The organism is Enterobacter sp. DNB-S2 (genome assembly GCF_019443845.1).
Lineage (GTDB): Bacteria > Pseudomonadota > Gammaproteobacteria > Enterobacterales > Enterobacteriaceae > Enterobacter > Enterobacter asburiae_B.
Genome location: NZ_CP050520.1, coordinates 2,336,545 through 2,359,330 on the forward strand (window position 1 = coordinate 2,336,545; position 22,786 = coordinate 2,359,330).

25 protein-coding genes and 1 riboswitch are annotated in these 22,786 nt (G+C 60.2%); of the genes, 10 read left to right on the forward strand and 15 right to left on the reverse strand.

The window, feature by feature from the left end:
* Window positions 1-12 precede the first annotated feature (12 nt).
* Entirely contained in the window at window positions 13-1,254 is a 1,242-nt protein-coding gene (locus HB664_RS11010; protein WP_182931787.1) for an alanine--glyoxylate aminotransferase family protein, read from the forward strand.
* Window positions 1,251-2,480, forward strand: a complete 1,230-nt coding sequence (gene hpxK / locus HB664_RS11015; RefSeq protein ID WP_210867287.1) for an allantoate amidohydrolase — start codon at window positions 1,251-1,253, stop codon at window positions 2,478-2,480. Before HB664_RS11010 ends, hpxK begins: the two co-directional genes overlap by 4 nt.
* An 84-nt stretch (window positions 2,481-2,564) precedes the next feature.
* Here hpxK and HB664_RS11020 read toward each other — a convergent pair whose 3' ends face one another.
* Window positions 2,565-3,566, reverse strand: coding sequence for a magnesium transporter (locus tag HB664_RS11020; protein WP_023311069.1), 1,002 nt, complete (start codon window positions 3,564-3,566; stop codon window positions 2,565-2,567).
* 60 nt (window positions 3,567-3,626) lie between these two features.
* Window positions 3,627-3,796: riboswitch (M-box (ykoK) riboswitch) on the reverse strand.
* Window positions 3,797-3,955: 159 nt separating this feature from the next.
* Between HB664_RS11020 and HB664_RS11025 the strand changes: the two genes are divergently transcribed.
* Window positions 3,956-4,459: a DedA family protein gene (locus tag HB664_RS11025; RefSeq protein WP_039261670.1), complete on the forward strand. Its 504-nt coding sequence runs from the start codon at window positions 3,956-3,958 to the stop codon at window positions 4,457-4,459.
* A gap of 1 nt (window position 4,460) precedes the next feature.
* Here the strand turns inward: HB664_RS11025 and HB664_RS11030 are convergent, their stop codons facing one another.
* Complete coding sequence (locus HB664_RS11030; protein WP_033145156.1) at window positions 4,461-5,210, reverse strand: SDR family oxidoreductase; 750 nt, start codon at window positions 5,208-5,210, stop codon at window positions 4,461-4,463.
* A 100-nt stretch (window positions 5,211-5,310) separates the two neighbouring features.
* On the opposite strand from HB664_RS11030, the gene HB664_RS11035 reads away from it, so the two are divergent.
* Window positions 5,311-5,670, forward strand: coding sequence for a helix-turn-helix domain-containing protein (locus HB664_RS11035; RefSeq protein WP_023311072.1), 360 nt, complete (start codon window positions 5,311-5,313; stop codon window positions 5,668-5,670).
* Window position 5,671: 1 nt separating this feature from the next.
* Here HB664_RS11035 and HB664_RS11040 read toward each other — a convergent pair whose 3' ends face one another.
* Entirely contained in the window at window positions 5,672-6,466 is a 795-nt protein-coding gene (locus HB664_RS11040) for an SDR family oxidoreductase (RefSeq protein ID WP_219940795.1), read from the reverse strand.
* A gap of 125 nt (window positions 6,467-6,591) precedes the next feature.
* A complete protein-coding gene (locus tag HB664_RS11045; RefSeq protein WP_032658095.1) occupies window positions 6,592-7,035 on the reverse strand; it encodes a helix-turn-helix domain-containing protein in 444 nt (147 codons plus the stop codon).
* A 152-nt stretch (window positions 7,036-7,187) separates the two neighbouring features.
* Here HB664_RS11045 and agp point away from each other — a divergent pair, with 152 nt between their 5' ends.
* Window positions 7,188-8,429 carry a bifunctional glucose-1-phosphatase/inositol phosphatase gene (gene agp, locus HB664_RS11050; protein ID WP_219940796.1) on the forward strand — a complete coding sequence of 414 codons (1,242 nt, stop codon included), beginning with the start codon at window positions 7,188-7,190 and terminating at the stop codon, window positions 8,427-8,429.
* A gap of 33 nt (window positions 8,430-8,462) precedes the next feature.
* Here the strand turns inward: agp and HB664_RS11055 are convergent, their stop codons facing one another.
* Both HB664_RS11055 and wrbA read right to left on the reverse strand, forming a co-directional pair.
* Complete coding sequence (locus tag HB664_RS11055; RefSeq protein ID WP_008499832.1) at window positions 8,463-8,690, reverse strand: YccJ family protein; 228 nt, start codon at window positions 8,688-8,690, stop codon at window positions 8,463-8,465.
* 20 nt (window positions 8,691-8,710) lie between these two features.
* The gene (gene wrbA / locus HB664_RS11060; protein ID WP_023311076.1) at window positions 8,711-9,307 is read right to left on the reverse strand and encodes an NAD(P)H:quinone oxidoreductase; all 597 of its coding nucleotides are present in this window, start codon (window positions 9,305-9,307) and stop codon (window positions 8,711-8,713) included.
* A 390-nt stretch (window positions 9,308-9,697) separates the two neighbouring features.
* On the opposite strand from wrbA, the gene HB664_RS11065 reads away from it, so the two are divergent.
* The 4 genes from HB664_RS11065 to HB664_RS11080 all read left to right on the forward strand — a co-directional run bounded on the left by HB664_RS11065 (window position 9,698) and on the right by HB664_RS11080 (window position 11,756).
* Window positions 9,698-9,868 carry a general stress protein gene (locus HB664_RS11065; RefSeq protein ID WP_023311077.1) on the forward strand — a complete coding sequence of 57 codons (171 nt, stop codon included), beginning with the start codon at window positions 9,698-9,700 and terminating at the stop codon, window positions 9,866-9,868.
* Between the two features lie 117 nt (window positions 9,869-9,985).
* On the forward strand, window positions 9,986-10,903 hold the full coding sequence (locus tag HB664_RS11070; RefSeq protein WP_219940797.1) for a DMT family transporter: 918 nt from the start codon (window positions 9,986-9,988) through the stop codon (window positions 10,901-10,903).
* Between the two features lie 61 nt (window positions 10,904-10,964).
* Complete coding sequence (locus tag HB664_RS11075) at window positions 10,965-11,234, forward strand: DUF1778 domain-containing protein (protein WP_008499829.1); 270 nt, start codon at window positions 10,965-10,967, stop codon at window positions 11,232-11,234.
* A 27-nt stretch (window positions 11,235-11,261) separates the two neighbouring features.
* Window positions 11,262-11,756, forward strand: a complete 495-nt coding sequence (locus tag HB664_RS11080) for a GNAT family N-acetyltransferase (protein ID WP_219940822.1) — start codon at window positions 11,262-11,264, stop codon at window positions 11,754-11,756.
* A gap of 79 nt (window positions 11,757-11,835) precedes the next feature.
* Here the strand turns inward: HB664_RS11080 and rutG are convergent, their stop codons facing one another.
* Genes rutG through rutA form a run of 7 tightly spaced genes read right to left on the reverse strand, consistent with a single transcriptional unit; the run spans window position 11,836 to window position 17,270 of the window.
* On the reverse strand, window positions 11,836-13,158 hold the full coding sequence (gene rutG, locus HB664_RS11085; protein ID WP_219940798.1) for a pyrimidine utilization transport protein G: 1,323 nt from the start codon (window positions 13,156-13,158) through the stop codon (window positions 11,836-11,838).
* Window positions 13,159-13,179: 21 nt separating this feature from the next.
* The gene (gene rutF / locus HB664_RS11090; RefSeq protein ID WP_032658088.1) at window positions 13,180-13,674 is read right to left on the reverse strand and encodes an NADH-dependent FMN reductase RutF; all 495 of its coding nucleotides are present in this window, start codon (window positions 13,672-13,674) and stop codon (window positions 13,180-13,182) included.
* 9 nt (window positions 13,675-13,683) lie between these two features.
* Window positions 13,684-14,274 carry a malonic semialdehyde reductase gene (locus HB664_RS11095; protein ID WP_047061542.1) on the reverse strand — a complete coding sequence of 197 codons (591 nt, stop codon included), beginning with the start codon at window positions 14,272-14,274 and terminating at the stop codon, window positions 13,684-13,686.
* Between the two features lie 9 nt (window positions 14,275-14,283).
* Window positions 14,284-15,084 (reverse strand): pyrimidine utilization protein D, encoded by an 801-nt coding sequence (gene rutD / locus HB664_RS11100; protein WP_219940799.1) that lies wholly within the window; start codon window positions 15,082-15,084, stop codon window positions 14,284-14,286.
* Between the two features lie 7 nt (window positions 15,085-15,091).
* Window positions 15,092-15,478, reverse strand: coding sequence for a pyrimidine utilization protein C (gene rutC / locus HB664_RS11105; protein ID WP_010429508.1), 387 nt, complete (start codon window positions 15,476-15,478; stop codon window positions 15,092-15,094).
* An 11-nt stretch (window positions 15,479-15,489) separates the two neighbouring features.
* Entirely contained in the window at window positions 15,490-16,179 is a 690-nt protein-coding gene (gene rutB / locus HB664_RS11110) for a pyrimidine utilization protein B (RefSeq protein WP_033145167.1), read from the reverse strand.
* Window positions 16,179-17,270: a pyrimidine utilization protein A gene (gene rutA / locus HB664_RS11115; RefSeq protein ID WP_045142971.1), complete on the reverse strand. Its 1,092-nt coding sequence runs from the start codon at window positions 17,268-17,270 to the stop codon at window positions 16,179-16,181. The genes rutB and rutA overlap by 1 nt, the downstream gene beginning before the upstream one ends.
* A gap of 245 nt (window positions 17,271-17,515) precedes the next feature.
* Between rutA and rutR the strand changes: the two genes are divergently transcribed.
* Window positions 17,516-18,154: an HTH-type transcriptional regulator RutR gene (gene rutR / locus HB664_RS11120; protein ID WP_219940800.1), complete on the forward strand. Its 639-nt coding sequence runs from the start codon at window positions 17,516-17,518 to the stop codon at window positions 18,152-18,154.
* A 73-nt stretch (window positions 18,155-18,227) separates the two neighbouring features.
* On the opposite strand, the gene HB664_RS11125 is transcribed toward rutR, so the two are convergent.
* Entirely contained in the window at window positions 18,228-18,620 is a 393-nt protein-coding gene (locus HB664_RS11125) for a lysozyme inhibitor LprI family protein (protein WP_087822317.1), read from the reverse strand.
* A 51-nt stretch (window positions 18,621-18,671) separates the two neighbouring features.
* Window positions 18,672-22,634 (reverse strand): trifunctional transcriptional regulator/proline dehydrogenase/L-glutamate gamma-semialdehyde dehydrogenase, encoded by a 3,963-nt coding sequence (gene putA / locus HB664_RS11130; protein WP_039261696.1) that lies wholly within the window; start codon window positions 22,632-22,634, stop codon window positions 18,672-18,674.
* Between the last annotated feature and the right edge of the window lie 152 nt (window positions 22,635-22,786).

The window sequence follows — 22,786 nt, forward strand, 5'->3', positions numbered from 1 at the left end:
AAGGACTTAACAATGGATATCGCACGCTTTCCGCAAATCAACCCGCCCCAGCGCCTGCTGATGGGGCCGGGCCCGATCAACGCCGACCCGCGCGTGCTGCGCGCCATGTCGAGCCAGCTGATCGGCCAGTACGATCCGGCCATGACCCACTACATGAACGAGGTGATGGCGCTCTATCGCGGGGTGTTCCGCACCGAGAACCGCTGGACGATGCTGGTGGACGGCACCTCCCGCGCGGGAATTGAAGCCATTCTGGTCTCCGCCATTCGCCCGGGAGATAAGGTGCTGGTGCCGGTCTTTGGCCGCTTTGGTCATCTGCTGTGCGAAATTGCCCGCCGCTGCCGCGCGGAGGTGCATACCATCGAGGTGCCGTGGGGCGAGGTGTTCACCCCCGACCAGGTGGAGGATGCGATTAAGCGTGTTCGTCCGCGCCTGCTGCTGACCGTGCAGGGCGATACCTCCACCACCATGCTCCAGCCGCTCGCCGAGCTTGGCGCGATCTGCCGCCGCTACGACGTGCTGTTCTACACCGATGCCACCGCGTCGCTCGGCGGCAACGCGCTGGAGACCGACGCCTGGGGGCTGGACGCCGTCTCGGCCGGGATGCAGAAGTGCCTCGGCGGCCCGTCGGGCACCTCGCCGATCACCCTGAGCGCGCGCATGGAGGAGGCGATCCGCCGCCGCAAATGCGTTGAGGAGGGCATCCGCACCGACGCCCACCGCGACGGCGACGAGGAGATGATCTACTCCAACTATTTCGATCTCGGCATGGTGATGGATTACTGGGGCCCGGAGCGGCTGAACCACCATACCGAAGCCACGACCGCGCTGTTTGGCGCCCGCGAGTGCGCGCGTCTGATCCTGCAGGAAGGGCTGGATAACGGCATCGCGCGCCATAAACTGCACGGCGATGCGCTGCTGAAGGGCATTCAGGCGATGGGGCTGGAGACCTTCGGCGACCTGAAGCACAAGATGAACAACGTGCTGGGCGTGGTTATCCCGCAGGGCGTCAACGGCGACCAGGTGCGCAAGCTGATGCTGGAGGATTTCGGGATTGAAATCGGCACCTCGTTTGGTCCGCTGCACGGCAAAGTGTGGCGCATTGGCACCATGGGCTACAACGCGCGCAAAGACTGCGTGATGACCACCCTGAGCGCGCTGGAGTCGGTGCTGAACTACCTGAAATTCTCCACCACGCAGGGTGCCGCCATGCAGGCCGCGTGGGACCACTATCGCCGCGAGACGCCGCAATGAGCCCGGCGGCAGAACGGGTGATGGCGCGCGCCGACGCGCTGGCCGCCATCAGCGAAACCCCGGATGCGCTGACGCGGGTCTATCTCTCCACCCAGCATCTGCAGGCCAACCAGCTGGTGGGGCAGTGGATGAGCCAGGCGGGAATGACCGTCTGGCAGGACAGCGTGGGCAATATCTGTGGACGCTATGAGGGCGCGCAGGAAGGGGCGCAGGCGGTGCTGCTCGGCTCGCATCTCGATACCGTGCGCAATGCCGGGCGCTACGACGGCATGCTCGGCGTGCTTGCCGCCATTGAGGTGGTGGACAGCCTGCACCAGCAGGGGGTGCATCTGGCCCAGGCCATTGAGATTGTCGGCTTTTGCGACGAAGAGGGAACCCGCTTCGGCATTACGCTGTTAGGCAGCCGGGGGCTGACGGGAACCTGGCCGCAGGGCTGGCTGGAAAAAGCCGACGCCAGCGGGATCAGCGTGGCGCAGGCGATGACCCTGATGGGGCTCGATCCTGCCCGCGTGCTCCATGCCGCGCGCCGTCAGGAGGATTTCAGCGCCTATCTGGAGCTGCATATTGAGCAGGGGCCGTGCCTTGAGCAGGAGGCGCTCGCCCTTGGCGTGGTGGAAGCCATTAACGGCGCGCGCCGTCTGAACTGCCGCTTTACCGGCGAGGCCGGGCATGCGGGAACCGTGCCGATGCTCCACCGCAGGGACGCGCTGGCCGCCGCCGCCGAGTGGATGGTTATCATTGAAAACGCTACCCGACAGCAGGGCGGCAACCTGGTGGCGACGGTTGGCGAGCTGCGCTGTCTGCCGGGGGCGGTGAACGTGATCCCCGGCGAGGTTCAGCTCTCGCTGGATATTCGCGGGCCGCAGGATGCGCCGCTTGATCGGTTGCTTAACGACCTGCTGGAACATGCCCAGGCGATCGCATCGCGCCGCGGTCTGGACTTCAGCGCCGAGGAGTTTTACCGCATTGCCGCCACGCCGTGCGATATCCACCTGCAAAAGGTGCTGGGGGAGGCCGTCACTTCGGTACAGAGGCGCTCGCTATCGCTGCCCAGCGGTGCGGGCCACGATGCGATTGCCATCGCGGAACGCTGGCCGGTCGGCATGCTGTTTGTGCGCTGCAAAGGGGGCGTCAGCCACCATCCGGCGGAATCGGTGATGGCTGAAGATGTCGCCCTGGCGATTGAGGCGTTTGGGCGGGCGGTAAGAACGCTTGGTGCGATCTGAGTATTGCCCGGCGGCGCTACGCTTGCACGGGCCTACGGGATGGGTAGGCCGGGTAAGCGCAGCGCCACCCGGCAGGGAACTACGTTACTCCAGTCCCAGCGTATATTGCGCGATCTTGAAGTAGATAATCAGCCCGGTGCCGTCGATAAGCGTCGCGATAAACGGCGCGGAGACGACCGCCGGGTCAATGCCGCAGCGCTTGAGCACCATCGGAATGACCGACGACACGATCGCACTCCAGAGCGTAATGCACACCAGCGTCAGGCTGACGATAAGCGTAATTTCCAACCCAATCCCCATCATCCAGGCGCGAATGCACCCGGCGACACCGAGCGTGGCGGCAATCATCAGCGAGGTGGTCATCTCTTTACGCAGCACGCGGCCAACGTCGCGCAGACGAACTTCCCCCAGCGCCATGGCGCGCACCAGCGTGGAGGTGATCTGCGTCCCGCTGTTGCCGCCCGTGCCGATCAGCAGTGGAATAAAGAACGCCAGCGCGATGGCGGACTCCAGCGCCTCTTCAAAATGCTGGATCACCGAGCTGGTGTAGGCCTCCGCGACAAACAGCAGCAGCAGCCAGACGGAGCGTTTCTTCCACAGGCTATACGGGCTGGTGTCCAGATAGGGCTTCTCCAGCGGCAGCGTCGCCCCCTGAAGCTGGGCGTCTTCGGTGACGTCATCTTCCAGCAGATGGGCGATTTCGCGCTCGGTCAGGCAGCCGACGAGCTTGCCGTGGGTGACCACGGGCACCACATCCGCGCCGCCGTGCGCCAGCAGTCCGGCAACGTCGGCACGTTCGTCCTCCGGTTTGACCTGCAAAAACTGCGAAATCATCAGCGATTTCACCGGCTGTACCGTATCGGCGGTTTGCAGCAATTTGCGCACGGCAATCATGCCCGCCAGGCGGCCATTGTCTTCAATAAAAATATGAGACGGAATATCGTCGTCTTTTAATTTTTCGAAGAATTGCTCGCGCGCCAGCGCCACGCATAATGAAATATCGAGGACAATAAAATCGGTATTCATATATTGCGCGATCGCGCTGTCATTGAATGCCAGGTTCTGGTTGTGAATAGCGTAAGACATAGTGAATTCCCTTTGAATAATAACATCTCTCAGGGGCGAGCAAGACAGGGCATGTCGAAGAGGAGATCCCCACGTCCTGGGTTCAGCACTGTACACCGTATCCCGCGAGGGAAGTTATACTGACAAAGCCTTGATTCGACAGTGCCTGTTTTACCCTGTGTCGGTTCTCTCGAACCTACCAGAGCGATAACGTGTATTTGTACAGGAGCCTCGCCATAACGAGATCGTTGTAAAACGTGAGGAATAATACGCTTATTTAAATTTACCGCTCAGAAAATTAAATAATGTTTAAGAACGGTTTAGACGATTTTTATTAATAAAATGTTGAGGGTTTATTTAGGTTAATTCATTTCTAATGGAGGATTAAATAATCAACGGAGGAGAGGATAATGGCGTGGTTTGATAATCTGCTGAATCATTTTGCGCTGTATCCGGCACATCTTTTCGCGCTGTTATTTGTGATGGCGCTGAGTAAATCGACGGTGCTAGTCTCCTCCGTGCTGCCGCCCGCCTCGGTGATGCTGCTGGCGGGCATTACCGTCAGCCAGGCGAGCATGCATCCTGCGCAGGCGTGGCTGGCCGTGGTGTTGGGGGCAACGGCGGGTTCGGTGCTGAACTACCATATCGGCCAGCTGATGGGGCACACGCGATGGATGACCCGCTTCTCGGCAAAGCACGCCGGTAAAATGCTGCGGGTGCAGCATCAGCTGCAGAAAAACGGGGTGCTGGTCCTGTTCACCGCGCGTTTTCTGGCGGTGCTGCGCTACATCGTGCCGCTGGCGGCGGGAATGCTCAGGCTGAATGCAGTCAAGGTCTACGCCGTCAGCCTGCTTTCCGCCTGCGCATGGGCGGCGCTGTATGTCGGCATCGTCACCGGCATCAGCGCCTTTTGAGTTACAAACTCCCCATTCCGCCGTCGACCAGCAGCTCCGTTCCCACCGTGTAGCTCGACTCGTCGGAGGCCAGATAGAGCGCGGCTTTTGCCAGCTCCGTCGTCGAGCCCATTCTGCCGAGCGGCACCAGCTTGATGATCTCCGCCATCATCGCGTTAAGCGCCTCGTCGCTTAAGCCCGTTTTGGTAAACGCCGGGGTCTCCACCGGACCGGGGCTCAGGCCGTTGACGCGGATCCCGCGCGGCAGCAGCTCCGCCGACAGCGTGCGCGCCAGCGACAGCAGGGCGGCCTTGCTCGCGGCATACACGCTGCTGGTCGGCAGGCCGATACGCGCGCTCACCGAACCGCAGAGGATCACCGACGACGGGTTATTCAGCAGCGGCAGCAGCGCCTGAATTAAAAAGAACGGCCCCTTCAGGTTGATGCCCATCAGTCGGTCCCACGCCTCCTCCTGCCAGGCTTCCAGCGGCGCGTGCGTTACGTCACCGGCGTTGAGAAACACCGCGTCCAGGCGTGGCCAGCGGGCGGCGAGGGTTTCCGCCAGCGCTTTTTGCGAGGCGATATCTCCCGCATCGGTCGGGATCACCCAGGCCTTATCGCCAAGAATACGTTCTGCTTCGGCGAGGGTGTCCGGGTTGCGTCCGGTCACGGCGACGCGCGCGCCTTCGGCGATAAACGCCTGCGCGGTGGCAAGACCGATGCCGCTGGTGCCGCCGGTAATCAGCGTATATTTATCTGTTAAACGACCCATGTTCTTCTCCTGAAATGTCTCTGGAGAAAGCACTATAGAAACGTTAGTATCGAAAGGAAACCAGGTACCAAATGGATACTAAAGAGGCAAGAGGTGTGCTATGGCAGAAATGCTGGAGGTGTGCTGTGAAAAAAAATCTGAGGCGTATACCTGCCCGATGACGCAGTTTGTGAACCTGATATCCGGTAAGTGGGCGATCCCCATTTTGTACCGTCTGATTGTGTTCAACACGCCCGTACGCTTTGGCGATCTGCTGCGGGCCGCTGCCCCCATCACGCAGAAAGAGCTGACCAAGCAGCTGCGCCTGTTTGAGCAGCGCGGGCTGGTGACGCGGACGGTCTACCCGGAGATCCCGCCGCGCGTGGAGTATCAGATCACCGCGCTGGGGTTAACCCTGCAGGACGCACTCTCCCCGCTGGCCGCCTGGATGAGTGAGTACGGCGACCAGCTTGAGCGTTAGGCTACTGTTTTGCGTAGCGCGGTGCCGGAATGCCGGTGCGCGCGCTGTTGAACAGCTCAAGACGCGCCGCTTCGTAGCGATCCCACAGGCCGGCGTCATGCATCGGCGGGATAGTGATCGGTTCACCCTGATCCAGACCCGCCAGCGATGCATCCACCATATCGTCGGTGGTCATCACCGATCCTTCCGGCAGATCGTTCACCGTGACGCCCGAATGGCTCCAGATTTCTGTCGCCGTGGCGGCGGGCAGCACGGCCTGAATGCGCACGCTGCTGTCGGCAAATTCTTCCTGTAACCCACGGGTAAAGCTCAACACCCACGCCTTGGTGGCGCTGTAGAGCGCGCTGCCCGCCCGGACGTGCAGGGCCAGCACGGACGTGATATTGATCAGCGTGCCGCGATTGTTCTGCGCCAGGCGGGGCAGGATGGCGTAGGTCAGACGCATCAGCGCCGTGGTGTTCAGGGTGTTAATGGCCTGATGCTGCGCCACATCGCCCGCGAGGAACGGCGCCATCTGCGCGGTGCCCGCGTTGTTAATGAGCGTATCAATCGCGGTATTGCTGCGCAGCGCCTCTTCCACGGCGCGGATCCCGGCTTCATCGGTAAGATCGGCCACCAGAATATCGACGGCCACGCCGTAGCGCGCGCGAAGGTCGGCGGCAAGGGTGTTCAGGCGATCTTCGCGACGGGCGACCAGCACCAGGTTAGCGCCGCGCGCGGCAAGGCGATCGGCATAAACAGCACCAATTCCGGAAGAGGCGCCCGTAATCAGGGCGGTGGTGATTTGCGTAGTCATCGTGTGTTACCTCAGGGCAAAGTGGGTTATTTGGTTTCAAGATGAAACTCAATAAACTCTCTGCTATTTGGTTTTATAATGCAACCATATTTGCGAGCATTTTGTGCTGTTGCCGTCGGGAACGATCAGGAGGGGAGTTTCGCCACGATCTCTTCAGGCGTCAGTTCGCGGCCATCGTCGGCGATAAGCGCCAGTTTGCGCAGGGGTTTGCGCTGTTCGGTATCGACCAGCACGGTGCCGCATTCGTTATCCGCAAACAAAAATTCATTGCCCCACTGGGAGAGGGCAACCAGCACCGTTTGCAGGGCTCGCCCCTTGTCGGTCAGGACGTATTCCTGCCAGGCGCTGCCGTCGGACGCGGGCTGAAGCCGGAGGATGCCTTCGTCGACCAGCAGTTTCAGCCGCGTGGTCAGCATGTTTTTCGCGATGCCGAGGCTTTTCTGGAACTCGCCGAAGCGCTTAATCCCGCGCAGCGCGTCGCGAACAATCAGCAGCGACCACCAGTCGCCGATGATATCCAGCGAACGGGCGACGGGGCAGGTGCTCTCTTCGAGGCGGGTACGTTTCACGGTCAATTCTCCGGTGGGGTGTGGTTTTATTATAAAACTTATTGGCACACACCGTAAGCACGTTAATCATCAGTTTGAGAAATGCTTCCCGGAAAATTGTCACGAATCTGTCACACTGAACGCGACATTTTAAAACGAGTGAGGAATTAGGGATGAAAAAAGCACTACTCGCGCTGGCAGTCGCCGGTTCCATTTCAGCAACGTTTGGCGTGCAGGCGCAAGAGACGCCGGAAGGGTATCAGCTGGAGCAAGTTTTAATCATGAGCCGTCACAACCTGCGCGCGCCGCTCGCCAATAACGGTAGCGTGCTGGAGCAGTCCACGCCGAAGCAGTGGCCGGAGTGGGAGGTGCCGGGCGGTCAGCTCACCACCAAGGGCGGCGTGCTGGAAGTCTATATGGGCCATTACATGCGCGAGTGGCTGGCGCAGCAGGGGATGGTGAAGACGGGAGAATGCCCAGCGGCGGATAGCGTTTATGCTTACGCCAACAGCCTGCAGCGTACCGTCGCCACCGCGCAGTTCTTCATCACCGGTGCGTTCCCGGGCTGCGACGTTCCCGTGCACCATCAGGAAAAAATGGGCACCATGGATCCGACCTTTAATCCGGTGATTACCGATAACTCGCCGGAATTTCGCGAAAAAGCGCTCAAGGCGATGGAGTCCGAGCGGCAGAAAATGCAGCTGGGCGAAAGCTATAAGCTGCTGGAGCAGATGACGAACTACGCGGATTCCCCGTCCTGCAAAGAGAAAAAGGTCTGCTCGCTGACTGACGCGAAAGATACCTTCAGCGCCGACTATGAAAAAGAGCCTGGCGTATCCGGGCCGCTGAAGGTGGGTAACTCGCTGGTGGACGCGTTCACGCTGCAGTATTACGAAGGCTTCCCGGCCGACCAGGTGGCCTGGGGCGAAATCAAAACCGACCAGCAGTGGCGCGTGCTGTCGAAGCTGAAGAACGGCTATCAGGACTCGCTGTTTACCTCCACCGAAGTGGCGCAAAACGTGGCGAAGCCGCTGGTGAAGTACATTGATAAAACGCTGGTCACCGAACAGGCGAAAGCGCCGAAAATCACCCTGCTGGTGGGGCATGACTCGAACATCGCTTCCCTGCTGACGGCCCTGGATTTCAAACCGTATCAGCTGCACGACCAGCAGGAGCGCACCCCGATTGGCGGCAAGATTGTCTTCCAGCGCTGGCATGACAAAAATGCCAACCAGGAGCTGATGAAAATTGAGTATGTCTACCAGAGCTCAGAGCAGCTGCGTAACGCCAGCGTGCTGTCGCTTAAGTCCCCCGCGCAGCGCGTGACGCTGGAGCTGAAAGGCTGCCCGGTGGATGCGAACGGCTTCTGTCCTGTCGATAAATTCAATGCGGTGATGAATAACGCGGCGAAGTAAAAGAGAACCCCCCGCTGCGGCGGGGGGAAACGCTTAGACGTTTTTACGTTCGATGGTTTGCTCGCCCCAGAAGAGCGAGTCTTTATCCGTTTTTTCGAAGGCGCGCACCAGCACCTCATCGTTACCTTCCTCCCAAATCTGCTCGGCCAGCTTTTCATCGTACTTTGCGACTTCAAAGATAGCTTCGGCAATCTCCGGAGAGGTGTTGCGTAAACTTGCCCATTCGCCCACGTGGTGAGCTTTGGATTCTTGAGTTGGCATGCTTGTCCTCCTGTTGGGTGTTAGCCGTTCAGTTTTTTGGCCAGACCCGCGACGTATTCACCCTGATAGCGGGCGATAGACAGTTCTTCATTGCTTGGCTGACGTGAGCCATCCCCACCGGCAATGGTGGTTGCGCCGTAAGGCGTACCGCCACGCACCTGGGAAATGTCAAACAGCTCCTGGGCGCCGTAGCCAATCGGCACAATCACCATCCCGTGATGAGCAAGGGTAGTCCAGGTTGAGGTAATCGTCTGCTCCTGACCGCCGCCGGTGCCGGTAGAGCTGAATACGCTGGCGAGTTTGCCGTAGAGCGCCCCGGATGCCCAAAGTCCGCCGGTTTGATCGAGGAAGGTGCGCATCTGGCCCGACATATTGCCGAAGCGGGTCGGTGTGCCGAAGATAATGGCATCATAGTCCGCCAGCTCCTGCGGGGTGGCGACCGGGGCGTTTTGCGTTTTCCCCCCGGCTTTCAGGAAGGCTTCCGCCTGCATGGTTTCCGGTACGCGTTTCACCACAACCTCAACGCCATCAACCCTGTTCGCACCTTCTGCTACCGCGTGAGCCATGGTTTCAATGTGTCCATACATGGAATAATAGAGCACCAGAACTTTTGCCATTTTGCATCACTCCTCGTTGGTTTTTCTGACAGCGGATCGCTGCGTTCTTTTAAAGATATGCCATCACAGCCAGACTGCAAAAATGAACGGCATTTCTTTGATTTATAACAATATGGTTACAAAAAGGCTTTGTAGCAAAATGAAACAACTTTTTGGCAGCAGATTTTTGAAATGATAAGAAAGGTTTATGAATCGCCGCCGCGTCATCTCACCCGAAAGGCTGAGTTCATGTTGCAGAATATTACCTGCGGCTTGCCGGATAGCGGCATTCCACTAAGCTTAGTTTCACGCGGCACAGATAAAGGCACTGTCCTTGTGTTGCGAGGTGAAAGAATCCTCTTTTACTGAATGCAATATGATGTCTAATGTTTCACATTCTGGAGGTTAGAGATGGCAAACCATCGTGGTGGTTCAGGTAATTTCGCAGAAGACCGTGAAAGAGCATCAGAAGCAGGCCGTAAAGGTGGCCAGCATAGCGGGGGCAACTTCAAGAATGACCCGCAACGCGCATCTGAAGCTGGCAAGAAAGGGGGGAAAAACAGCCACGGCAGCAGTAAGTAACACGCCGGGTTGAACCCCTGCCGCCGGGATCTCCCGGCGGTTTTTTTATTTCTGCAACATTGAACTGTAACCAAAGGCAACGCACACTAGGGAATTGATCTTAACCGCGAGTGCCGCATGTCTGTTTCACGCTTCAAATTCTCCGTTAAACCGCAGGAAGCCATCCTGATTCTCATCACCATGTTCTGGGGCGGGACGTTTCTGGCCGTTCAGTACGCGGTGACCCTCAGCGATCCGTTCTTTTTTGTTGGCCTGCGCTTTGCGACGGCGGCGCTTGCCGTGGGGCTGATTTCGCTTAAAACGCTGCGGGGGCTGACGCTGAAAGAACTTAAGGCCGGCGTGGCGATTGGGGTGGCGATAGCGATGGGCTACAGCCTGCAGACATGGGGATTGCAGACCATCTCCAGCAGTAAATCCGCGTTTATCACCGCCATGTATGTGCCGCTGGTGCCGCTGCTGCAGTGGCTGTGCCTGGGGCGGCTGCCGGGGCTGATGTCCTGTATTGGCATCGTGCTGGCGTTTATCGGCCTGATCTTACTGGCCGGGCCGGAAAACAACCTGCTGGCGCTGGGGGCGGGCGAAATCATCACCCTGATAGGGGCGATTGCCATTGCGGCGGAAATTATTCTGATTAGCGCCTGGGCGGGCAAGGTCGACGTCAAGCGGGTAACGGTGGTGCAGCTCGCCACGGCGTCGCTGGTGGCGTTTGCGACGATGGTGCCGGCAGGCGAGTCCGTGCCGCCGATGTCCACCGGCCTGGTGGTGGTCGCACTGGGGCTGGGTATTTTCAGCGCCATTATTCAGGTCACCATGAACTGGGCGCAGCGCAGCGTATCGCCAACACGCGCGACGGTGATTTATACCGGCGAACCGGTCTGGGCGGGGATTTTCGGACGCATTGCAGGTGAGCGTTTGCCGCTTCTGGCGCTGGTGGGCGCGGCATTTATTGTCGCCGGGGTGCTGGTGAGCGAGTTAAAGCTCAGAAAACGTCGGAGTGAGGTCAGGGATTTGACGGCAAAAGAAGGTTTAGATTGAAAAAATGGACAGGCTTATTTACGATGTGTACGGATAAATACCGTACACGGTGATGTAAACCATGCCAGCACTTAAAAAACAGCGTATCGATCTTCGCTTAACGGACGAAGACAAAACAATGATTGAAGAAGCGGCGGCGATGACGAACCAAACGATCACCCAGTTTATGGTGAACAGTGCGTCAGAGCGTGCTGCAGAGGTCATTGAGCAGCACCGTCGTCTCGTATTAAACGAAGCATCATGGAATGCGGTGATGGATGCCATCGACAATCCGCCTGAGCCAAATGAACGCCTGAAACGAGCAGCAAAACGGCTTCGAAACATGGAGTGAAGCGCCGTGGAGAATCTCACGATCGAAATGTTATCAGAGGGAACCGATTATGACTTCGAGGATTTTGATTGTGGCGAACCCTCGCTAAATGCCTTCCTTGCTGAACATCTGGTGCGTCAGCACAATGGGCGTATTTTACGAGCCTACCTGCTTAAAGAGCGCGATCGTCCGCGTGTCCTGGGTTATTACACGTTATCGGGAAGCTGTTTTGAAAGAGCGATGCTTCCTTCTAAGACTCAGCAGCGCCGAATCCCTTATATCAACGTACCCAGCGTGACGCTGGGACGTCTGGCTGTAGATAAAACACTACAGGGAAACGAGTGGGGAACAACGCTCGTTGCGCATGCTATGCGCGTTGTCTACCTGGCTTCACAGGCTGTGGGGGTACACGGAATATTTGTTGATGCCCTTAACGAGCGGGCAAAACGATTTTATCTGAAGCAGGGCTTTATCCCGCTGACAGCTGAAAACAGCCATTCTTTGTTCTTCCCTACAAAATCTATCGAACGGCTGTTTGAGTAAGAGTGATTGCTTTACTACCTGTTGTTCTGAAGGAATGTACACGTCGGGTGATGCCTGGCCGTCACCCGACATGGTGATTTCACGAATCCTGATGCACTACGGCGCCCTGCGGCGCAGCGGCCATCCGGCGGCTCAGCAGGGCGTTAAGCAGGATCGCACCGAAGGTCGCCGTGCCAATCCCGCCAATCGTAAACCCGCCCAGCGTCAGGGCAAAATCGCCTGCGCCCAGCACCAGCGTGACCGCCACCATAATCAGGTTACCGTTCTGGCTGAGATCGACGCGATGCTGTACCCAGATGCGCGCGCCGGCTACGGCGATCAGCCCAAACACCACAATCGATGCCCCGCCGATAACCGGGGACGGAATGGTGTGGATCAGCGCGCCGAACTTCGGTGAGAAGCCGAGCAGCATCGCCATCACCGCCGCCGCCACGAAGACCAGCGTCGAGTAGACCTTGGTCACCGCCATCACGCCGATATTTTCGGCATAGGTGGTGACGCCGCTGCCGCCTACGGAACCGGAGAGCATGGTCGCCAGACCGTCACCGACGAACGCGCGGCCCATGTACGGATCCATGCTGCGCCCGGTCATCCCCGCAACCGCCTTCAGGTGGCCTAAGTTCTCCGCCACCAGGATCACCGCCACCGGTGCGATAAGCATCATCGCCTGGGTGTTAAAGGTGGGTGGGGTCACCTTCGGCAGGCCGAACCAGGCGGCCTGGTGGAGCAGCGTAAAGTCAACCGGCTTGCCCAGACCGAAAACGTTGGCCAGCAGGGTGTAGACCAGGCAGGCGACAATCAGCCCAACCAGGATCAGCAGCCGCTGGATCATGCCGCGCGTGAACACTGCCACCAGGCCGATGCACAGCACGGTGATCACCGCCATCCAGCTTTCAAACGGCGAGGCGGAGACGCTCCTGACCGCAATCGGGGCGAGGTTGAGGCCTATCGCCATCACCACGGCGCCCGTCACGACCGGGGGCATCATTCGCTCGATCCAGCGCGTGCCGATTTTCATCACCACCAGACCAATCAGGGTGTACACCAGGCCGCAGGCAATGATGCCGCCGAGGGCCACGCTCAGGTTGGGGTTGATCCCCTGGCCGTTAAACCCGGTGGTGGCGATGACGACGCCCACAAAGGCGGCGCTGGATCCGAGATAGCTGGGCACGCGCCCGCCGGTGACGAAAAAGAACAGCAGCGTGCCGATACCCGACATCAGAATAGAGAGGTTGGGATCGAGTCCCATCAGCATCGGCATCAACACCGTGGCGCCAAACATGGCGACCGCGTGCTGAACGCCCATCACCATCGTCTGCCCGAGCGGGAGACGTTCATCCGGCGCGACCACGCCTGCTTCTGTGGAGGTCGATTTCAACTGCCAGTGGGGAAATCCGAACATGGTCTGTCTCCTTAAGGCGGGTTAACAGGCGGGTCGCATAAGCGCGTGATAGCCGCGGTCAAACCACACCAGCCCTTGCGGCGCGGGGTGGCGAATAATCGAAATAATGTCGCAAAACAGAATGTCGTGAGTGCCGACGCTCACCACCTGGCTGATGCGGCAGTCAAACGAGGCCAGCGCATCTTCCAGACGCGGACAGCCCGTGTCGCCCGTCTGCCAGCGGGCAGCGGCAAAGCGTTCCGCCATCGGCGTTTTACCGCCAAACAGGTTAGATAAAGGCTCCTGTCCGGCGCTCAGGGTATTCACGCAAAGGGTGCGGTTTTCGCTAAACGTTGGCCAGACGGACGCACCGCGGTTCAGGCACACCAGCAGGGTGGGCGGTGAATCCGTGACGCTGCACACCGCGCTGGCGGTGAAGCCTGCCATCCCCGCCGGGCCGTCGGTGGTGATGATGTTGACCGCCGCGCCAACGCAGGCCATGGCGTCGCGAAAGGTTTGTTTATCCGGTGATGTCATCATCGCTCCTTACGCCAGCCCGCAGGCATCGTCAAAGTCCAGGCGCGGCAGGCGCCCGTAAAGTTTGCGGGTATCGCCATAGCCTATGTTGATCAGCAGATTGCTTTTAAGCGTCGTGCCGGTGAAAAAGGCTTCGTCGACCTTCTGGCGGTCAAATCCCGACATCGGGCCGGTGTCCAGCCCCAGGGCGCGACAGGCGAAAATCAGGTAGGCGGCCTGCATTGAGCTGTTGCGAAAGGCGGTCTCTTCTGCATGCGCGGGGCTGGTGGTGAACCAGCTCTTTGCATCGCCGTGCGGGAACAGCTCGGGCAGGCGCTCGTAGAATTCACCGTCCCAGGCGACAATCGCCGTGACCGGGGCGGTGAGCGTTTTCTCGAGATTGCCGCTGGAGAGCGCCGGGCGCAGCTTCTCTTTTCCCTCCGCGCTTCGCACAAACACAATTCGCGCCGGGGAGCAGTTGGCGGACGTGGGCCCCCATTTCATCAGGTTGTAGATTTCGCGCAGCGTTTCGTCGCTGACGGGCATATCCTGCCAGCCGTTATGAGTGCGGGCGCCGGTGAACAGCGTTTCCAGCGCGGCGGGGGTAATGGCTTCGCTCATTAAAGCTCCTTATAAAGCGGGTTCCGGGCTGTGCAGCAGGCTGGCAAGCCCGTTCAGCAGCAGGGTGTTGAAGGTATCCGGCTCGGTGACGTTGCAGGCATGTCCGCCCTGGCGCATCACCGCGCTGCGGCTGTGCGGGATCGCCGCCTGCAGCTCGGACGAGCAGACGGAGGGCACCAGCATGTCGTCGGCAGAACAGATAATCTGTACCGGGCAACGAATGCGCTCCGCATGGCGGCTGAAGTCGGCCTTTTTCAGGGCGCTGAGCCTGTGCAGCAGGTTGGTTTTGCCCTGGAAATGGGCCAGCGCCAGCGCTTCTTCGGCCTCCAGACGAGGGGCGCGGGCGGCCATCCAGTCCGCAGGGTAGAGAAACAGCGGCTGCGCCTCGACCCACGCCTGTGCGCCGCCGTAATGCAGCAGGCGCTCGCGGATCTGAAAGCAGCGGCGGGTGTGGGCGTTGAGGGTCAACCAGCCGTTAACGCACACCAGCGCGGTGAGGGCGTCGGGCCTGTCGAGGGCCAGCTGCAGGCCGACCAGCGCCCCCAGCGCGTGACCCACGACGCTGTAGCGGACAATCCCGGCTTCAGCCAGCGCCTGGGCCAGCTCGTCCGCCATCTGCGCAAGGCTGTACCCTTCCGGCAGGGTGGCGGGGTTATTGCCCGTTCCCCGCTGGTCATAGCACACCACCTGATACTCCGGCTCCAGCGCGGCCAGCTGGGGCAGCCAGTAGCTGCCGCTGCCGCCGAGACCGGAAATAAAGACCACCACGGGCGCGCCCTCGAACGGGGGCGGCGAGACGGAAAGTTTCATACCTGCCTCACTTCGCGATGTGCGCAACGGTGGCGATTTCAACCAGCGCCTCTGGCTTCACCAGCCCGCACTGAATGCAGAACCGCGCCGGTTTATCGCCGGGGAAGAACTCGGCGTAAATCTCGTTAATCGCGGCGTAGTTTTTCCAGTCGGTGATAAAGATGCTGTTGAAGGTCACGTCCTCCATCGTGCCACCCGCCGTTTCGATCACGGTTTTGATCGTCTCGAGCACGTGGCGGGTTTGCGCCTTTGGGTCGTTGATAAACACCACGTTGTTGTCTTTATCAAACGGCAGCGTGCCGGAGACATACACCACGCCGTCGGCGAGGGTACCGGGAACAAACGGGGCAATCGGCGTGCTGGTGCCCGGCGGAATAATCACGGATTTTGGCATCAGGCGTCTCCTCAGGCGATACGGGCAAGCGGGGGAGTCAGGGCGTCGCAGAAATCATTGACGTTACTGACCCAGCCAAAAAAGGTTTCGATGTTGAACAGGGCCGCCTTCTGGGCGAATTCCGGCCCGGCCTGGTGGGTCGCGTCTTCCAGAACCACGCCAAAATACTCGAGGAAAAAGCCGTCGCGCAGGGTCGACTCCACGCAGACGTTGGTGGCGATGCCGGTGAACACCAGATGACGAATGCCCCGGCTGCGCAGCAGGCTGTCGAGCGGGGTGTTGAAAAAGCCGCTGTAGCGCGGTTTGGGCAGAACAATATCGCCCGCCTGCGGTACCAGCTCATCCACCAGCTGATAGTCCCAGCCGCCTTTCGCCAGCAGCTTGCCCTGCAGTTCGGGCCGTTTACGCATGGTTTTCAGGGCGTTCGACTTGTGGAAGTTGGGCGAGCCGGGGCCGCCTGCCTCGACGTACTGGTCATCCCAGCCGTTCTGGAACCAGATGATGAGCATGCCCGCGGCGCGCGCGGCGGCGACGGCAGTTTTAATGTTCTCGATCACCGGCCGGGTGGCGGAGACGTCGAACCCAGCCAGATCCAGATAACCGCCCTGGCTGGCGTAGGCGTTTTGCATGTCCACCACGATCAGCGCGCTCTGCTGCGGCGCGAAGGTGATGGCTTCCGGGCGTGCGTTAAGGGTCGTCATTACGCCACCTCCTTCGTGACGGCAGGAATGTGGGCGCGGCACTGCATCAGCGGCTGGATGCGCTCGCCGAAGGTCTCCACGCCGGTGAGGAAATCGTCGAAGGTCAGCAGGACGCCTTCCGCACCGGGGACGGCCGCCACTTCGTCAAGCATTCTGGCGACGCTGGCATAAGAGCCAACCAGGGTGCCCATGTTGATATTGACGGCGGAGGTCGGGTCGGCCATCTGGCGGACGTTGGTATCCGCCCCGGAGCGGGTATCCTTCTGGCTCTGCTCGGTGAGCCAGCTCAGTGCCTCCTCGTCGGCGCCGTCCTTATAGCGCTCCCATTTGGCGCGCGCGGCGTCGTCGGTCTCGTCGGCGATCACCATAAACAGCACGTAGGAGCCCACGTCGCGCCCGGTTTTGTCGGCGGCTTCTTTCATCCGCGCGGCGGTCGGAGCGAAGGCGGCCGGCGTGTTCACGCCTTTACCGAAGCAGAAGTTGAAGTCGGCGTATTTCGCGGAAAACTCCATCCCCGCGTCGCTTTGTCCGGCGCAAATCACCTTCATCGGCACCGACGGCTGGGGGCTGACGCGGCAGTCGTTCATGGTGAAGAAATCGCCCTTGAAATCGCTTTTGCCGGTCCCCCACAGGTCGCGCAGCACCTGCACGTATTCGGTCAGGTAGTCGTAGCGACGCGAGAAGTACTCGTCACCCGGCCAGAGCCCCATCTGCTCGTACTCCGGTTTTTGCCAACCGGTGACCAGGTTGACGCCAAAACGCCCGCCGGAGATGGAGTCGATGGTGGAGGCCATGCGCGCGACGATCGCCGGGGGCAGGGTGAGTGTGGCGGCGGTGGCGTAGATTTGGATCCGCGAGGTGACCGCGGCCAGCCCGGCCATCAGGGTAAAGGACTCCAGGTTGTGATCCCAGAATTCAGTTTTGCCGCCAAAGCCGCGCAGCTTGATCATCGAAAGCGCAAAGTCGAAATGGTAATGCTCTGCTTTCTGCACGATGGCTTTATTGAGCTCAAAGGTCGGCATGTATTGCGGTGCAGTGGTCGAGATAAGCCAGCCGTTGTTGCCGATGGGTACAAATACGCCAATTTTCATCACGAACCTCTCTTCATTACGTCGCAGGTGTATCGGTGTTTTTGCAAAGGCGGTGCCAGTTTTGAAAATGGCTGTGTTATTAATGTGTTAATCAGAAGTTGGTGGATTGATTCGGCTAAATGTGGACTAACTGGTCAAAAACATTGCACAGAAAACAGGCATTCATGCGCGATCGGAGTGCAGGATGTCGTGGCGAGTCGGGGGTTTTGCTATGCTGAGGGCAACGCAGAATAAGGAGAGCGGGAATGGCACAAGGCGCAGTGAAAACACCAGGTAAACGTTCGCAGGCGGTGAGCGCCAAGAAGCAGGCGATCCTCAGCGCGGCGCTCGAGACTTTTTCGCAGTTTGGTATTCACGGCACGCGCCTGGAGCAGGTGGCGGAGCAGTCCGGCGTATCCAAAACCAATCTGCTTTACTATTACCCGTCGAAAGAGGCGCTCTATGTGGCGGTGATGCAGCAGATCCTCGATATCTGGCTGGCGCCCCTCAAAGCGTTCCGCGCGGAGCTGGCCCCGCTGCTGGCGATCAAAGAGTACATTCGCCTGAAGCTGGAGGTGTCGCGCGATTACCCGCAGGCGTCGCGACTGTTTTGTCTTGAGATGCTGCAGGGCGCGCCGCTGCTGCAGGCGGAATTAACCGGAGATTTAAAGCAGCTGGTGGACGATAAGTCGGCCATTATTGCCGGATGGGTCGCCAGCGGAAAACTGGCCCCGGTCGACCCGCATCATCTGATCTTTATGATCTGGGCCTCCACCCAGCATTACGCTGACTTTGCGGCCCAGGTTGAGGCGGTGACCGGTAAAACGCTCCAGGACGAGGCGTTTTTCCACAGCACCCTGGAAAACGTGCAGCGGATGATTATCGAAGGGATCCGCCTGCGCTAGTTTCCCCTCACCCCAGCCCTCTCCCTCAAGGGGGAGGGGGCCGTCCGCGCAGGTATTATTTTGTGGGGATCCCTCAGCCCGGCGGGAGAGGGCAGCTTAAGTCGCCCTCTTCACACTGCATCAGCGAGGCCAGAAACGCTTCGCGCTCCACGGTTTTTTCCGCCAGGCACTGGTTAACAATCATTGGCTGGACGCTCCCGCCTTCCGTCCCCGAACCGATAAACGCGCAGTCCGCATCGCGCAGGGTAATCCACGCCTGCTGCGCTTTTTTCAGCAGGTCGCGCTGAGGAGCTGCCGCGCGTTTGATGGCGGCCTGATACGTCTGGTTGAGTTTTTTATCAGCAGCCTGGTACTGCTGCGCGCTACAGGTATTCAGTTCAAGCTGGGTGGTCGCGTTGTCGCACTCGTCGGCCAGCGCGCTGGCGCTCAGCAGCAGTGCCGCACTGGCGATAAGATATCGTTTCATATACTCCCCAATAAAATAAGGCTCCGTCTCCGGAGCCTTATTAGCACAGCGTTAGCCTATTGTCATCAGGCTGGCATTACCGCCTGCCGCCGCGGTGTTGACGCTGAGCGAGCGCTCCACGTACAGACGCTCCAGCAGCAGGTTAGTTTCTCCGCGCGCAAAGCCCTGCACGGAAACGATGGCGCCGCTGCGGGCCGCAACCTGCTCGCACAGTTCGCGCAGCTGATCGGAATCACCGTGGTAGATCACCGCATCAAACGGCTGGGTCAGCAGGCTATCGGCTTTCGCGAAGCGAATGCGGGCCGAGACCGCCTTCGGCAGCTGTTTGGCGAGATCGCGATGCAGGGCATCTTCCGGCCACAGCACTTCACAGCCGGTTGCCATCGCGGCGGCCAGCTGCACCAGCGCGTCCTGCTCGTTATCGGCCACGCACAGCACGCGCTCGCGCGGCATCAGCGTCCAGGTGTTGCGCTCGCCGGTTGGACCCGGCAGCAGACGCTGCGTGCCCGCCTGCGCCAGCTCGCCGTACTGCTTCGCGACGGCACGCAGTTCAGGACGTTTTTCTGCCCATGTAATGAGCGCCTCCAGCGGCTGGGTCAGCACGGTTTTCAGCTGCGCATCCACCGGATAGTCCGCATCCTGGCGTGCCAGGGTGACGCCCAGGGCGTTCTCCGGACGGTTCGCCAGCAGACGGTACAGGTAGAGCGGACCGCCCGCTTTCGGACCGGTGCCGGAAAGGCCTTCGCCGCCGAACGGCTGCACGCCCACGACCGCGCCAACCATGTTGCGGTTGACGTACAGGTTGCCCACTTTGGCGCTGCCGGTGACCTGCGCGATAGTCTCGTCGATACGGGTATGCACGCCGAGCGTCAGGCCATAGCCGGAGGCGTTGATCTGCTCAACCAGCTCGTTCAGGTTGTTACGGTTGTAGCGCACCACGTGCAGCACCGGGCCGAAGACCTCTTTTTTCAGCTCGTCGAAGCTTGCCAGCTCAATCAGCGTTGGCGGCACAAAGGTGCCGGTCCGCCATTCGCGGGCATCTTCGCTGTTCTCGCGCACCGCCTGGAACACCGGGCGGCCTTTCGCGCGCATGGTCTGAATGTGGTTTTCGATGTTGGCTTTGGCTTCCGCGTCGATCACCGGCCCGATATCGGTAGTGAGACGGCCCGGGTTGCCCATGCGGCATTCGGCCATCGCGCCGCGCAGCATCTTCAGCGTGTGGTCCGCCACGTCGTCCTGCAGGCACAGCACGCGCAGGGCGGAGCAGCGCTGACCGGCGCTGTCGAACGCGGAGGCCAGCACGTCGACCACCACCTGCTCGGTAAGGGCAGAGGAGTCTACGATCATGGCGTTCATCCCGCCGGTTTCCGCGATGAGCGGCGTAGGGCGGCCCTGCGCATCCAGACGGGTGGCAATGTTGCGCTGCAGCAGAGACGCTACTTCGGTCGAACCGGTGAACATCACGCCGCGCACGCGGTTGTCGGAGGTCAGTTTGGCACCGACGGTTTCACCGCGGCCCGGCAGCAGCTGAACCACGCCCGCCGGCACGCCGGCTTCGAGAAGAATGTTGATGCCCTGCGCGGCAATCAGCGGGGTCTGCTCTGCCGGTTTTGCCAGCACGCTGTTGCCTGCGGCCAGCGCGGCGGCAATCTGGCCGGTGAAGATCGCCAGCGGGAAGTTCCACGGGCTGATACAGACGACCGGACCCAGCGGACGGTGGGTTTCGTTATCGAAATCATCGCGCACCTGACCGGCGTAGTAGTGCAGGAAGTCGACGGCCTCGCGCACTTCGGCAATCGCGTTGCTGAAGGTTTTACCCGCCTCGCGCACCAGAATGCCGATGAGCGACTGCATCTGATCTTCCATCAGCACCGCCGCGCGCTCCAGAATCGCGGCGCGCTCCTGCGGCGGCGTGGCAAACCAGATAGGGGCGTTGTTCACCGCGCTGTCCAGCGCCTGATCCACTTCCGCTTCGGTCGCTTCACGCGCGTAGCCGACGATATCCTTCGGCTCGGCCGGGTTGATCACCGGCTGCATTTCGCCGTCTGCAACGGGCTGCTCCAGCATCGGTTTGGCCTGCCACTTCTGCAGCGCGCTGTTGAGCAGGGCAGAGGAGAGGGACGCCAGACGGTGTTCGTTGGCGAGATCCAGACCCGCCGAGTTGACGCGGCCTTTGCCGTACAGCTCGCGCGGCAGGGCAATCTTCGGATGCGGCAGTCCAACCTGGCCTTCCTGCGCCGCCATCTTCTCAACGGCCTGCACAGGATCGGCCACCAGTTCGTCCAGCGGCAGCGTGGTGTCGGCGATGCGGTTAACGAAGGAGGTGTTCGCGCCGTTTTCCAGCAGACGACGCACCAGGTACGCCAGCAGGGTTTCGTGCGTTCCCACCGGAGCATAGATTCGGCACGGGCGGTTCAGCTTGCCGTCCGCCACTTTACCGGTGACCTGCTCGTACAGCGGTTCACCCATACCGTGCAGGCACTGGAACTCGTACTGGCCCGGATAGTAGTTTTGCCCGGCCAGGCTGTAGATCGCCGCCAGGGTGTGGGCGTTGTGGGTAGCGAACTGTGGATAGATCAGGTTCGGCACGCCGAGCAGCTTTTTCGCACAGGCGAGGTAAGAGACGTCGGTGTAAACCTTGCGGGTATAGACCGGATAGCCTTCCAGCCCTTCCATCTGGGCGCGTTTGATTTCGCTGTCCCAGTAGGCGCCTTTCACCAGACGGATCATCAGGCGACGGCGGCTGCGGCTTGCCAGGTCAATCAGGTAATCAATGACGAACGGGCAGCGCTTCTGGTAGGCCTGGATAACGAAGCCGATGCCGTTCCAGCCTGCCAGCTCCGGCTCGAAGCACAGTTTTTCCAGCAGATCGAGGGAGATCTCCAGACGGTCGGCCTCTTCGGCGTCAATGTTGATCCCAATGTCATACTGGCGCGCCAGCAGGGTCAGGGACTTCAGGCGCGGGTAGAGTTCTTCCATCACCCGGTCGTACTGCGCGCGGCTGTAGCGCGGGTGCAGGGCAGAGAGCTTGATAGAGATGCCCGGGCCTTCATAAATACCGCGACCGTTGGACGCTTTACCGATGGCGTGGATCGCCTGCTGGTAAGAGACCATGTAGGCCTGCGCGTCGGCGGCGGTCAGGGCCGCTTCGCCCAGCATGTCGTACGAGTAGCGGAAACCTTTATCTTCCAGCTTGCGGGCGTTCGCCAGCGCTTCGGCAATGGTTTCCCCGGTCACAAACTGCTCGCCCATCAGGCGCATCGCCATGTCCACGCCTTTGCGGATCAGCGGCTCGCCGCTCTTGCCGATGATGCGGTTCAGGGAGCGGGAGAGGTTGGCTTCGTTATGGGTGGAGACCAGTTTGCCGGTAAACAGCAGGCCCCAGGTGGCGGCGTTAACGAACAGCGACGGGCTGCGGCCAATGTGGGAATGCCAGTTGCCGTTGCTGATCTTGTCGCGGATCAGCGCGTCGCGGGTGGCTTTATCCGGAATACGCAGCAGCGCTTCCGCGAGGCACATCAGCGCCACGCCTTCCTGAGAGGAGAGGGAAAACTCCTGCAGCAGACCCTGAACCATCCCGGCGCGGCCGGTGGCGGTTTTCTGGTTGCGCAGCTTGTCGGCTAACTGATACGCCAGGCTGTGCGCCTGTGCGGCAATGGCTTCCGGCAGGCGAGCCTGCTCCAGCAGCATCGGCACGGCGTCGGTTTCGGCACGGCGGTAGGCGCCGGTAATGGCGGCACGGCTGACGGACTGCGGCAGGATCTGCTCGGCGAATTCGAGGAACGGCTGATGGTTCTCGTCGCCAGCGGCTGGAGCCTCCTCGCTTTCGTTCGCCGCGCCGGCCAGTAGGGCAGGCAGCTCCGGCAGACCCTCATCGCTCTCAAGTCTTTCGAGATAGTTAAAAATCGCCTGCTTAATTAACCAGTGCGGCGTGCGGTCAATGCGGGTTGCTGCGGTCTTAATCCGTTCGCGGGTTGCGTCATCCAGCTTAACCCCCATGGTGGTCATACCCATGCCAAAGCTCCTGTTGTTCTGTAATAGCGTTCTGTTGATAGCGTGAAATATCCACCATGTTGCAACTTTGTGCAACCGTGTTAAATGTGACCTGGTTTGCAACCCGGAAAATGAATGGATTGTTAACGAATGGTTAGCTGGAAAAACGCACT